12 protein-coding genes are annotated in these 12,495 nt (G+C 67.6%); 11 read left to right on the top strand and 1 reads right to left on the bottom strand.

The features are described 5' to 3' along the window. Positions 1–26: 26 nt before the first annotated feature. The 6 genes from capA to ACED67_RS14675 are packed head-to-tail and all read left to right on the top strand — an operon-like array spanning position 27 to position 6,768. On the top strand, positions 27–2,150 hold the full coding sequence (gene capA / locus ACED67_RS14700; RefSeq protein ID WP_395542465.1) for a caprolactamase subunit alpha: 2,124 nt from the start codon (positions 27–29) through the stop codon (positions 2,148–2,150). Position 2,151: 1 nt separating this feature from the next. Then, the gene (locus ACED67_RS14695; protein WP_395542464.1) at positions 2,152–2,877 is read left to right on the top strand and encodes an ABC transporter ATP-binding protein; all 726 of its coding nucleotides are present in this window, start codon (positions 2,152–2,154) and stop codon (positions 2,875–2,877) included. Further along, positions 2,877–3,596 carry an ABC transporter ATP-binding protein gene (locus ACED67_RS14690; protein WP_395542463.1) on the top strand — a complete coding sequence of 240 codons (720 nt, stop codon included), beginning with the start codon at positions 2,877–2,879 and terminating at the stop codon, positions 3,594–3,596. Before ACED67_RS14695 ends, ACED67_RS14690 begins: the two co-directional genes overlap by 1 nt. Beyond that, on the top strand, positions 3,593–4,501 hold the full coding sequence (locus ACED67_RS14685) for a branched-chain amino acid ABC transporter permease (protein ID WP_395542462.1): 909 nt from the start codon (positions 3,593–3,595) through the stop codon (positions 4,499–4,501). Before ACED67_RS14690 ends, ACED67_RS14685 begins: the two co-directional genes overlap by 4 nt. A gap of 3 nt (positions 4,502–4,504) precedes the next feature. Continuing rightward, positions 4,505–5,557, top strand: coding sequence for a branched-chain amino acid ABC transporter permease (locus ACED67_RS14680; RefSeq protein ID WP_395542461.1), 1,053 nt, complete (start codon positions 4,505–4,507; stop codon positions 5,555–5,557). Positions 5,558–5,589: 32 nt separating this feature from the next. Beyond that, a complete protein-coding gene (locus ACED67_RS14675) occupies positions 5,590–6,768 on the top strand; it encodes an ABC transporter substrate-binding protein (RefSeq protein WP_395542460.1) in 1,179 nt (392 codons plus the stop codon). A gap of 37 nt (positions 6,769–6,805) precedes the next feature. On the opposite strand, the gene ACED67_RS14670 is transcribed toward ACED67_RS14675, so the two are convergent. Beyond that, positions 6,806–7,384 carry a cupin domain-containing protein gene (locus ACED67_RS14670; RefSeq protein ID WP_395542687.1) on the bottom strand — a complete coding sequence of 193 codons (579 nt, stop codon included), beginning with the start codon at positions 7,382–7,384 and terminating at the stop codon, positions 6,806–6,808. A gap of 148 nt (positions 7,385–7,532) precedes the next feature. Here ACED67_RS14670 and gabT point away from each other — a divergent pair, with 148 nt between their 5' ends. From gabT to ACED67_RS14645, 5 genes are all read left to right on the top strand, one after another. After that, on the top strand, positions 7,533–8,828 hold the full coding sequence (gabT, locus tag ACED67_RS14665) for a 4-aminobutyrate--2-oxoglutarate transaminase (RefSeq protein WP_395542459.1): 1,296 nt from the start codon (positions 7,533–7,535) through the stop codon (positions 8,826–8,828). A gap of 79 nt (positions 8,829–8,907) precedes the next feature. Next, positions 8,908–10,347, top strand: a complete 1,440-nt coding sequence (locus ACED67_RS14660; protein ID WP_395542458.1) for an aldehyde dehydrogenase family protein — start codon at positions 8,908–8,910, stop codon at positions 10,345–10,347. Positions 10,348–10,350: 3 nt separating this feature from the next. Further along, the gene (gene buk / locus ACED67_RS14655) at positions 10,351–11,460 is read left to right on the top strand and encodes a butyrate kinase (protein ID WP_395542457.1); all 1,110 of its coding nucleotides are present in this window, start codon (positions 10,351–10,353) and stop codon (positions 11,458–11,460) included. Further along, complete coding sequence (locus ACED67_RS14650; protein ID WP_395542456.1) at positions 11,454–12,371, top strand: phosphate acyltransferase; 918 nt, start codon at positions 11,454–11,456, stop codon at positions 12,369–12,371. Before buk ends, ACED67_RS14650 begins: the two co-directional genes overlap by 7 nt. Continuing rightward, on the top strand, positions 12,368–12,495 hold a 128-nt coding region (locus ACED67_RS14645), incomplete at its 3' end, for a 3-hydroxyacyl-CoA dehydrogenase NAD-binding domain-containing protein (protein WP_395542686.1). The genes ACED67_RS14650 and ACED67_RS14645, both read left to right, overlap by 4 nt.

Raw genomic sequence — 12,495 nt, 5'->3', positions numbered from 1 at the left:
CCGGCCATCCGCAAAGGACCCTTCCCATGCAGAACCAATATCGCCTTGGCATCGACGCGGGCGGCACCTTCACCGACTTCATCCTCGCCGATCGCAAGGGGGGCGTTCGCATCTTCAAGGCGCTGTCCACCCCGAACGACCCGACCGCCGCCATCCGCAACGGCCTGGCGCTGATCCAGGAGGAAACCGGCCTCAGCCCGCAGACGATCGTCTCGAACGCGGATCTCTGCATCAACGGCACCACGGTCGGGCTGAACGCGCTGATCACCCATAACGGTGCCCGGACCGGCCTGATTGCCACGCGCGGCCATGAAGACAGCATCGAGATCCGGCTGGGTCACAAGGAAGACGGCTACCGCTACGATCCCGAATATCCGCCCGCGACCATGCTGGTGCCGCGCTACCTGCGCTGTGGTGTGGCGGAACGGGTCCTGTCCAATGGCAAGGTTCACACGCCCCTGAACGACGAAGATGTGCGCGACGCCTGCCGCCACTTCCTGCGCGAAGGCGTGGAATCGGTGGCGATCAGCTTCGTCTGGTCGGTCCTCCATCCCGAACACGAGGTCCGCGCCGCCGAGATCGTGCGCGAGATGATGCCGCATGTCCGCCTGACCGTGGGCTGCCAGCTTTATCCGCAGGTCCGCGAATATACCCGCACATCGACCGCGATCGTGAACGCCTATCTGGCCCCGATCCTGCAACGCTATGTCGAGGCGGTGGACGCCTATTTCCAGTCGCTGGGCGCGCGGCATCCGGTGCGCTACTTCCAGTCGAACGGCGGTCTGGCGCTGGGCCATGTGGTCAGCGACCAGTCGGTCTACGCCATCAACTCTGGCCCCGCCTCGGCCCCGCAGGCCGCGCTGTGGCTGGGCGAGCCCTGGGGGATGAAGGACATCATCACCGTCGATATGGGCGGCACGTCCTTCGACATCACGCTGACTCGCGACGGGCGGGCGAATGTGTCGAAGAACATCGACTTCCTGCGCTACCGCATCGGCATTCCGATGATCCAGGTGGAAACACTGGGCGCGGGGGGCGGGTCGATCGGCTGGATCGACAGCATGGGCCTGATGCAGATGGGCCCGCAATCGGCCGGGTCCGAGCCGGGGCCCGCCTGCTATGACCAGGGCGGCGAGAAGCCGACCACCACCGACGCGAATCTGGTGCTGGGCTATCTCAACCCCGATGGGCTGGTCGGCGGCCGCCTGCCGCTGAACGTCGAAAAGGCCCGCCGCGCGATCAAGACGCATCTGGCCGATCCGCTGGGCATCAGCGTCGAGAAGGCCGCCTATGGCATGTTCACCATCGTGAACAACAACATGGTCAACGCGATCCGCCGCGTGTCGGTCGAACGCGGCTATGATCCGCGCGACTTCGTGCTGAACTGCGCGGGCGGGGCGACGGCGGCGCATATCACGGCGCTGGCGCGGGAAATGGGCACGCGCAAGGTGCTGATCTCCAAACTGGCCTCGGGGCTTTGCGCCTTCGGGCAGATCCTGTCGGATGTGAAATACAACTACATGGCCCCGGTCGCCGCCCGTCTGGAAGGCGCCGAATCCGCCGCCCGGCTGAACAAGCTGTTCGGCGAGCTTGAGGCGCGCGGGCGTAAGGACCTTATGTCCGACGGCTTTACCGAAGACCGCATCGCGGTGCGCCGCAGCCTGGACATGCGCTATGTCGGGCAGGTGCATGAATGCACGGTCGATATCGAGCCTTTCGAGATCACCGAAGCCGCGCTGGAGCGTCTGAAGGCCGCCTTCCACGCCCGCCACGAAGAGCTTTACACCTATTCCGAGCCGCAAAGCGCGGTTGAGGTGGTGAATGTCGAAAGCGCCATCACCGGCGCGGTGGACAAGCCCGGACGCATGGCCTCGGCCCCCGGCAAAGGCGCACATGCCGCCCTGAAGGGCACGCGCGAGATGGTCTTCAACGCCGATGGTGTGGCGCATGACACGCCGGTCTATGACGGCACGCTGCTGGGTGCGGGCGACCGCATCATCGGACCGGCGGTCATCCAGGAAGTGACCACCACGATCGTGATCGAGCCGGGCTGGACGGCCGAGCTGGACGCTTCGGCCTGCTATGTCCTGGTCCCGGTGACCGAGTCAGCAGCCCCTCACCCCGCCGCCCGCGCCACCGAGGTGGCCTGAGATGGCGCTGGCGCTGGACCAGGTGGGGGTCGCCTTTGGCGGCTTCCGGGCGCTGACCGAGGTGTCGCTTGCGGTCGCGCCGGGGCAGATCGTCGGCCTGATCGGCCCGAACGGTGCAGGCAAGACGACCTGCGTCAATGTCCTGACGGGGTTCCAGCGCCCGACCAGCGGCAAGGTGCGTCTGGACGGGCGCGACGTGTCCGCCCTGTCCGCCCACCGGCTGCGCCGGGCCGGCGTGGCGCGTACCTTCCAGGCCGGGCGTCTGTTCGGCGGTCTGGACGTGCTGGACAATCTGGCCTGCACCGGCGTCGGCCTGGGCCTGCGCCGGTCCGAGGCCGAGCATCAGGCCAGCGCGCTGCTGCAATGGATGGGCATTTCCGCGCTGGAAAGCCGCCCTGCCGCGGGCCTGCCCTATACCGACGAGCGGCGCGTGGCGATTGCCCGTGCGCTGATGGGCAATCCCGCCTATCTGCTGCTCGACGAACCCGCCGCCGGCATGTCCGAGGCCGAGGCCGCCGATCTTGCCGCCCTGATCCGGCGCATCGCCGCCGATCGCGGCACGGGCTGCCTGTTGATCGAACATAACGTGGGCCTGGTTCTGACGGTCTGTTCCGATGTCGTCGTGCTGGATGGCGGGCGTGTCATCGAACGGGGCGACCGGCGGGCCATCCTGGGCTCAAGCGCCGTGCGCGAAGCCTATCTTGGCGTTCATGCGGAGGCCGCGTGATGGCAAAGCTGGGCGTCTTCGACCTTGCTGTCCGCTATGGCAAGCTGACCGCGCTGTCCGATCTGTCCTTTGCCGTGACCGAGGGCGAGCGGGTCTTCATCTCGGGGCCGAACGGGGCGGGGAAGTCCTCGCTTCTGTCCGCCATCGCCGGGGCCGTCCGCGCGGCGCATGGCCGGATCGAGATGGACGGGGAAATCCTGTCGGGACTCGGACCGGAATCCATTGCCCGGCGCGGCCTGTCGATGGTGCCGGAAGGACGGCGGATCTTTCCGGGCCTGACGGTGCTGGAAAACCTGCTGGTCGGCACCGGAATGCGCCCTGACCGGGCCGCGGTCGAGGATGATGTGGAAACCGTCTTCACCGCATTTCCGATCCTGCGGGACCGGGCGCGGGGGAATGCGGGCGCGCTGTCGGGGGGGCAGCAGCAGATGCTGGCCATTGCCCGGGCGCTGATGACCAACCCCAAGCTGATGCTGGTGGACGAGCCGTCCCTGGGCCTGGCTCCAAAGGTGGTGGACGAGGTCTATGACCGGCTTTGCCAATTGCAGCAGTTGCGCGGTCTGACGCTGGTGATCGTCGAGCAATCCTCGGCCCGCGCGGCCCGCGTCGGCGGGCGGATGCTTCTGATGCGCGGCGGACGGATCGTCGCGGATGGCGATGCCAAAGAGTTTGCCGCCCGCAACTTGTTGACCGAGGCCTATTTCGGAGGAGCGGCATGAGCCTGCAACTTTTGTTCGATGCCCTGGCGCTGGGGGGCATCTATGCCATCGCTGCGCTGGGCATCGCCCTGATCTTCGGGGTGATGCGGCTGGTAAATTTCGCGCATGGCCAGTTCATTGCCTGCGCCGTCTTCGCGCTGATCCTGCCTTCGACCGATGCCTTTGCGGTGCTGGGGCTGGGTGCCCTGCCAACGCCGCTGCTCGTTCCGGCGATCCTGCTGATCGGCGCCGGGCTGGCGGTTGCGGCCGAGGCTCTGGTCTTCCGGCCGATGCGCAATGCCTCGCCCGTGGCGCTGATGGTCGGCAGTTTCGCGCTTGGCGTGGCGCTTCAGAACCTGCTTCTCGTGCTCTATGGCGGGCGGCCCAAGGCGGTCAGCCTCTGGGCCGAGTTGGGCCAGCCGGTGCAGGTGGCCAGCGCCTCGGTGCCGCTTTTGCAACTAATCGTCATCGCGGCGGTGGTGGCGATCCTGGCCGGGTTGGCCGTGATCCTGCGCAAGACGCGGGTCGGGCTGGAAATGCGGGCCGCGGCCGAGGATTTCACCATGGCGCGGATGCTGGGCGTCAAGTCGAACCGGGTGATTTCCTGTGCCTTCGCCCTGTCGGGCGCGCTGGCCGCCGTGGTGGCGCTGGTGATGGTGGCGCAGACCGGCGTGGCCGATGTGCGCATGGGCGGGCAGATCATGCTGGTGGCCTTCATTGCCACGGTGGTCGGCGGCATGGGCAGCTTGACCGGCGCGGTGGCCGCCGGCCTGGGCATCGGCGCGGCTTCGGCGCTTTTGCAGGCCGGTCTGCCCGCCGAGGCCCGACCCTTCCGCGACGCCTTTCTCTATGGCGGCGTCATTCTTGTCCTTCTGTTCCGGCCGCAGGGCCTATTCGCCCCGGTCGGGGCCAAGCCGAGGGTCTGATCCATGACCAGTCAACATATGCTGCGCCGTCGCATGGCGGCCACAACGCCGGTGGTTCTGTCGCTTCTTCTGCTGGTCTTCGTGCTGCTGGCCCTGGGGCTGGGCGACCGCTCCATCGCCCGCATGGCCGCCGAGACGCTGATCCGCGTCACCTTGGTGGTGGGGTTCTGGGTCTTTGTCGGCAACTCGGGCGTCGTCAGCTTTGGCCATGCCGCCTTTGCCTGCATCGGCGCCTATGTGTCGGCCTGGCTGACCCTGAGACCCGAGATGAAAGCCACGCTGCTGCCCGGCCTGCCCGAGATGATCGCCGCCGCCAATTGGCATGTTCTTCCCGCAGCGCTGATGGCGGGCGCCGTGGCGGCGCTGGTCGCCCTGCTCAGCGGCGCGGCGATCCTGCGCCTGTCGGGCATCGCGGCCTCGATCGCCACTTTCGCCTTTCTCGCCATGGTCAACACCATCTGGGCGAATTGGACGCCGGTGACCGGGGGGACATCCTCGGTCGTGGGTCTTGACCGCTATGTCTCGCCCTGGGTCGCCCTGGGCTGGGCGGTGGCGGCCATTCTGGTGGCGGCGCTCCATGCCGCCTCATCCTCGGGCCTGGCGCTGCGCGCGACGCGCGAAGACGAGGTGGCGGCCGCCGCGTCCGGCATCGACCGCTACCGCCATCGGCTGCTGGCCTACACGCTCTCGGCTTTCTTCTGTGGTTCAGGGGGCGCGCTGATGGGGCATTTCATCGGCGTCATCAACCCGGACGGCTTCTATCTGAGCCTGACCTTCCTGATGCTCGCCATGCTGGTGATCGGCGGCATCGGTTCGCTGTCGGGCGCGGTGGTGGGGGTGCTGGCCCTGTCCATCGCGGTCGAGGGACTGGTCCGGCTGGAAAAGGGCTTTTCCATCGGCGCCGCGACCTTCGCCCTGCCCCTTGGCAGCCAGGAGATCATCCTCGCCGTCGCCATGATCCTGATCCTGATCTTCCGTCCCGCAGGCCTGATGGCCGGACGCGAGGTCATGCTGCCTGCCCGCTGGGTCGCGGGCCGGGCCCCTGACGCGCCCTGAAAGACCCGACCAACAGGAGAGAGAGAAAGAAAATGAAAAGACTAGCCTGCCATGCCCTGGCACTGACCCTGCTTGCCCAGCCCGTGCTGGCGGAGGACGATCTGACCATCGGTTTCGCCATCGCGAAATCCGGCTGGATGGAGGCCTATGACAGCCCCGCCGCCACCGCCGCGATGATCCGCATCGACGAGATCAATGCGGCGGGTGGCCTGCTGGGCCGCCAGATCAAGGTGGTCGAGGCCGACACCCGCACCGACCGCGCCGAAAGCGCCAAGGCGGGTCTCGCCGTGCTGGATCAGGGTGCCGAGATGATGGTCGTCTCCTGCGACTATGACTTTGGCGCCCCGGCGGCTCTGGTGGCCGAAGGCGAGGGGATGAACAGCTTCTTCCTCTGCGCCGAAGACGTGAAAGCCGGTATCCAGGGCGTCGGCCCGAACAGCTTCTCGGCCTCGGTCCTGGCGGCGGTCCAGGGGGCGACGATGGCCGAATGGGCCCATGCCAAACGCGAGGCGCGCAGCGCCTATGTGCTGGAAGACACGTTCATCGAATATAACAAGGGCATCTGCACTGGGTTCAACTGGATGTTCCCGCAGCTTGAAGGCGCGCAGATCGTCGGCAGCGACACGTTCAAGAACGACGATGCCTCGATCGCCAGCCAGATCACCCGGATCAAGGAACTGCCGGAACAGCCCGATGTGATCATGCTGTGCTCGGTCATGCCGGGGGCGGCGGCGGCGGTGCGCCAGTTGCGCGCGGCGGGGATCACCTCGCTGATCCTGAACGGCTCTGCGGTGGATGGGTCCTACTGGCTTGACGCGACCCCGGACCTGTCGGGCTTTGTCGTCCCGGTGCAGGGCTCGATCTATGGCGACGATCCGCGCCCCGAGGTCGAGGCTTTCAACAAGGCCTATGAGGCCAAGACCGGCAGCCGCCCGGCCAGCCAATATGCCTATCCGGGATATGTGCTGATCGACCTCTGGGCCAAGGCGGTTGAACGCGCGGGCACTGTCGATGGCGCGGCCGTCACGGCGGAACTGGAAAAGATGCGCGACGAACCCACCGCCTTCGGCCCGCGCAGCTTCAGCGCCGAAGTGCACCACCAGACCACCGCCCTGATGCAGATCGTCGAGATCACCAACGGCAAGCCCGCGCGGGTGGACGAATGGCGCATCTCGCAGCCCGTCCCGCTGGATGTGCTGATGAACAAGTGACGTCTGGGCGCGGCTCGCAAGGGACCGCGCCTTCCCCTTACAGATAGGGCGGTGTGCAGGCCGATACGACCACCGCCTCGCGGTCGCCGATGTTGCGGAAGCGGTGCGGCTGGGTGGAGTCGAACAGATAGCTGTCTCCGGCCTTCAGCACAGCGCATTGCTCGCCCACCGTCACCTCGATCTCGCCCGCGATGACCACGCCGCCCTCATGCGAGACATGTTCCAGCATCTGCCCGCCGGTATCGGCCCCGGGTTCGTAGCGTTCGTAGAGGATTTGCAGATTATGCGCCTTGGCGTCGCCGACCTGTTGCAATGTCATCTTCCCGCGCGGGTCGTCCAGGGTTGTGTACAGCCGCGTCGTCAGGTCGCGCAGATCCTGCGGCTTGAAAAAGACCGCTTGGCTGATCGGCGCATCTGGCTCGAAGAATTCCGACATCGTGACCGAAAGTCCGCCTAGAATCCTGCGCAGTGATGCAACTGACGGACTGGATCTGTTGGTCTCGATCATCGAGATCTGGCCGTGCGGCACGCCCGAGGCTTCGGCCAGTTGCCGCTGCGAAAGCCCGGCGCCTTGGCGCAATTGCCTTAGTCTTTCGCCGACATTGAAGTTTTCCATATCCGTCACTCTGCCCTTTTTCAAAGCATAGGGCTTGGTCGCAGGGCGCACAATCTTTTGTCGATTGGCGCGCAGTAATTCAAAACATGTTGCGCAATATTTTGACCATTGCTACCGCTTGTCCACCAGAGTTCCAGGGAGCACCGCCATGACCGAATCCGCCCGGCTTTCCGCCCGCAAATCCGCCGCAGTCGCCCGGGGGGTCTCGACGCGTGGCATCTATGCCACCCGCGCCGAGAATGCCGAGCTTTGGGATGCCGAAGGCCGCCGCTTCATCGACTTTGCCGCCGGGATCGCAGTGAACAACACCGGCCACCGCCACCCCCGTGTGATGGCCGCCGTCGCCGACCAGGCCCAGGCCTTCACCCATACCTGTTTCCACGTCGCCCCCTATGAAGGCTATATCGCGCTGGCCGAACGGCTGAACGCCGCGACGCCGGGCCATTTTGACAAGAAGACCATGCTGGTCACCACCGGCGCCGAGGCGGTGGAGAACGCGATCAAGATGGCCCGCGCCTTTACCGGCCGGTCGGGCGTCATCGCCTTTTCGGGCGCCTTCCACGGCCGCACGCTTCTGGGCATGGCGCTGACCGGCAAGGTCGCGCCCTACAAGAAGGGCTTTGGCGCCATGCCGCCCGAAATCGTCCACGCCCCCTTCCCGAACGCCTTCCACGGCGTGACCGAGGCCGAGGCGCTGGGCCAGTTGGAGCGGCTCTTCGCCTCTTCCGTCGACCCCGAGCGCATCGCGGCGATCATCATCGAACCGGTGCAAGGCGAGGGCGGCTTCAACATCGCTCCGGTCGGTTTCCTGCGCGCCCTGCGCGAGATCTGCGACCGCCACGGCATCGTGCTGATCGCCGACGAGGTGCAGGCCGGCATGGCCCGCACCGGGCGAATGTTCGGCTTCGACCATTCCGGCGTGGTGCCCGATCTTGTGACCATGGCCAAGGGTCTGGCGGGTGGCTTCCCGCTGTCGGCGGTGACCGGCCGCGCCGATATCGTCGATGCGCCGAACCCGGGCGGGGTGGGCGGCACCTATGCCGGCAACCCGCTGGCCGTTGCGGCGGCCCATGCGGTGCTGGATGTGATCAAGGACGAGGACCTCTGCGCCCGCGCCGCCGAAATTGGCGAGGTGATCCGCGCGCGCCTGACCCAGATCGCTGCGCAGCAGGGTATGGATTGCATCGGCGATGTGCGCGGGTTGGGCGCGATGAACGCCTTCGAACTGGTCATTGATCGCGGCAGCAATGCGCCCGATGCGGCGCTGACCGCCGCCGTCGTGGCCGAGGCCGAGGCGCGGGGCCTGATCCTTCTGTCCTGCGGCACCCGCTACAACGTCATCCGCCTGCTGCCGCCTTTGACCATCCCGATGAACCAGTTGCACGAGGCGCTGGATATCCTGGAAGCCTCGATCGAGGCCGCGGTGATGCGACAGGCCGCCTGATCCCCTTCCCGACCTCCTGTCCTTTCCCTGCCCGCCACCGGGCAGGGGATTGTCCCGTGCTGGCCGAAGGAGCGCCGCCATGACCGATGTTCATCTGAACCTGATCGACGGCACCTGGGTTCCGGGCGATCATCTGACCGAAAACCGCAACCCGTCGGACCTGTCGGATCTGATCGGTCGATATGCCGCCGCAACCGCCGCGGATGTGGACCGCGCCGCCCGGGCCGCCGCTGCGGCGCTGCCCGCCTGGCAGGCCAAGGGCCCCTTGGCGCGGGCCGAGCTGCTGGACCGGATCGCCCGCCGCGTCGACGCCGAGGCCGAGGTCATCGGCCGGATGCTGGCGCGCGAGGAAGGCAAGATCCTGCCCGAAGCGATCGCCGAGGTCCGCCGCGCCGCGCAGATCTTCCGCTTTTACGGCGGCGAGGCGCTGCGCATCGCGGGCGAGGCGCTGGCCTCGGTCCGGCCGGGCGTCGATGTCACCATCACCCGAGAGCCGCTGGGCGTTGTCGGGCTGATCACGCCCTGGAACTTTCCGGCGGCGATCCCGGCCTGGAAGGTCGCGCCCGCGCTGGCCTATGGCAATGCGGTCATCCTGAAGCCCGCCGAACTGGTGCCCGGCACGGCGCATCACCTGGCCCGCATCATCCATGAAGAAGGCTGCCCGCCTGGCATCTTCAACCTGGTCATGGGGCCGGGCTCGGTCGTCGGCCGCGCCATGGTGGACCATCCGCTGATTGCCGGGCTGTCCTTCACCGGCTCGGTGCCCACCGGACGGGCCATCGCGCTTGCCGGTGCCGCCACGATGAAGAAGCTCCAGCTCGAGATGGGGGGCAAGAACCCCATGGTCGTGCTGGACGATGCCGATCTTGACCTTGCCGTCGCGGCCTGCCTGAACGGGGCCTTCTTCTCAACCGGACAACGCTGCACCGCCTCGTCGCGGCTGATCGTGCAGGCGGGCGTCCATGATGCCTTTGTCGCCCGGCTGACCGAGGCGATGCTGGCGCTGCGCGTCGGCCCGGCCCTGGCCGAAGACAGCCAGATCGGGCCGGTCGTCTCAGCCATGCAGCTGCGCGGCAATCTGGACTATGTCGACCTCGCGCGCGCCGAAGGCTGCACGGTGATCGGCGGCGAGGCGCTGAACGGCCCGACCGAGGGCTATTTCCAGCGCCCCGCCCTGTTCCTGGGCGCGCAAAACGACATGCGCGTCGCGCGCGAGGAAATCTTCGGCCCCTGCGCCGCCGTGATCAAGGTCGCCGATTTCGACGAGGCGCTTTCCGTCGCCAATGACACGCCCTTCGGCCTGTCGGCGGGCATCTGCACCGCCTCGCTGAAACATGCCCGCGCCTTCCGGCAGGGCGCGCGGGTCGGCATGGTCATGGTCAACCTGCCGACGGCGGGCGTCGATTTCCATGTGCCCTTCGGCGGCACCAAGGGCAGCTCGCTTGGTCCCCGCGAACAGGGCCGCCACGCCGCCGAGTTCTTCACCACCATGAAAACCGCCTACAGTTTCGGGGGATGAGCCATGCCGATGCCGCTGATCCTGACCATCAATCCGGGCACCACAACCACGCGCATCGGCCTGTTCCAGCGCCAGGGCGCCGAGGTGCGGCCGGTGCTGGATGAAACCATCGAGCATGACGAGAAAAACATGGCGGGTTTCGACAGCATCGCCAGCCAATTGCCGTTCCGTGCCAGCGCGGTGCAGGCCTTTCTCGATGCCATTCCCGGTGGGGTGCGGCTGGCTGCCGTGGCCGGACGGGGCGGAATGCTGTCGCCGGTTCCGGCGGGGGTGATCGCGGTGGATGACGCGCTGGTCGATTTCGCGCTGCACCGCCCGGTCCATCACCATGCCTCGAACCTGGGCGCACCGCTGGCGCAGCGCATCGCCCGGGCGGCGGGCTGCCCGGCCTTCGTGGTCGATCCCGTCTCGGTCGATGAGCTGCCGCCGGTCGCCCGCGTCTCGGGCTGCCCCGACATCCCGCGCTTTTCCTTCGTCCACGCCCTGAACATCCGCGCCTGCGGCCGCCGTCTGGCCGCGCATCTGGGCAAGCCTTTCAACCAGCTCGACGCCGTGGTCGCCCATCTTGGCGCCGGCATTTCCGTGGCCGCGATCGGCAAGGGCCGGATCATCGACAGCACGAACCGGATGGAAAACGCGCCCTTCTCGCCCGAGCGCGCCGGGGGTCTGCCCCCCATGCCGCTGATCGACCTGTGCTATTCGGGCCGCTTCGCCAAGGACGCGCTGAAGCGGCGGCTTTACGGTCAGGGCGGCGTCTTTGCCTATCTCGGCACCAAGGACATGCGCCGGGTCGAAGCGATGATCGCCGCAGGCGACGCCAAGGCCGCTCTGGTCTGGGAGGCGATGGTCTATCAGATCGGCAAGGCGATCGGCAGCATGGCAGCGGTGCTGGACTTCCGGCCCGATGGCATCATCCTGACCGGCGGCATGGCCCATTCCCCCCGGCTGACCCAGGCCCTGTCCAACCGGATCGGCACCTTCGCGCCGGTCCATTGCTTTGCGGGCAGCCACGAAAGCGAGGCGCTGGCCGCCGGGGCCGCCCGGGTGCTCGCCGGGGAAGAGATCGCCCGGTCCTGGCCGCTAACACCCGAAGTGGAGCCGATGCCATGGTGATCCGCAGCTTCGCCGCGCTGGCCGCCGCGCTGAAGGCCAGCCCGCCCCTTTGCCCCGCCGTGGCCGGTGCCGATGATGCCGCCACGCTTGAGGCTCTGGCCGAAGCGCTGGCCCAGGGGCTTATCCGCGGGGCGATCCTTGCGGGCGATGCCGACCGGATCGCCGCCCTTCTGCCGCCCGCCTTGGCACCGCATGTCAGCCTGCACCCGGCCGCGACCGCCGCCGAGGCTGCCGCTGGGGCCGTTGCCGCGATCCGCGCGGGCGCGGCGGATGTGCTGGTCAAGGGCAGCGTCGACAGCGCCGCCTATCTGCGTGCCGTGGTCGCCCGCGAAACCGGCCTGCGCGCCTCTGACGTCCTGTCGAATGTCACGCTGGCGGAAATGCCCTCGGTGCCGCGCCTGATCGGGGCGACGGATAACGGCATCGTCGTCCTGCCCACGCTGGCGCAGAAGCGCGCCATCCTGGCCAATGCCGTGCCGCTGTTCCGGGGCCTCGGGGTGCAGCCCCTGCGCGTCGCGGCCATTGCGGCATCGGAAAAGCTGCATCCGGGCCAGCCGGCCACCACCGATGCCGCCGCCCTGCGCGATGAGGCGGCGGCAGGCGACAGCACGCTGCTGGTCGATGGTCCCTTCGGCTATGATGTCGCTCTGTCGCCCGCCGCAGCCGCCAAAAAGGGCTTTGCCGCCTCGCCGGTGGCGGGGCAGGCGGATCTGATCTTGTTCCCGTCGATCGAGGCGGGCAATGCCACGGTCAAGGCCTGGAAACTGCACGGCCAGGCCCGCACCGCCAGCATCGTGCTGGGCGCCCGGGTGCCGGTGCTCTTGAATTCGCGCGCCGACGGCGCCGAACAGCGTCGCCTTGGCCTGCTCCTGGCCGCAGCCGTGCGGGCTGGGCAGGAGGGAGGCGCATGACCGTGCAAAGCGTGGGGATCGTGGGGGCGGGCCAGATGGGCAATGGGATTGCCCATGTCTTCGCGCTGGCGGGCTATGATGTGCTGCTGAACGACATCAACCCCGAAAGCCTGGACAAGGCGCT

Source organism: Neotabrizicola paludis (assembly GCF_044142105.1).
In the GTDB taxonomy this organism is placed as follows: Bacteria; Pseudomonadota; Alphaproteobacteria; order Rhodobacterales; family Rhodobacteraceae; genus Pseudogemmobacter.
The sequence above is the reverse complement of the archived record's forward strand: the minus strand, read 5'-3'. Positions and strand labels throughout refer to the sequence as shown.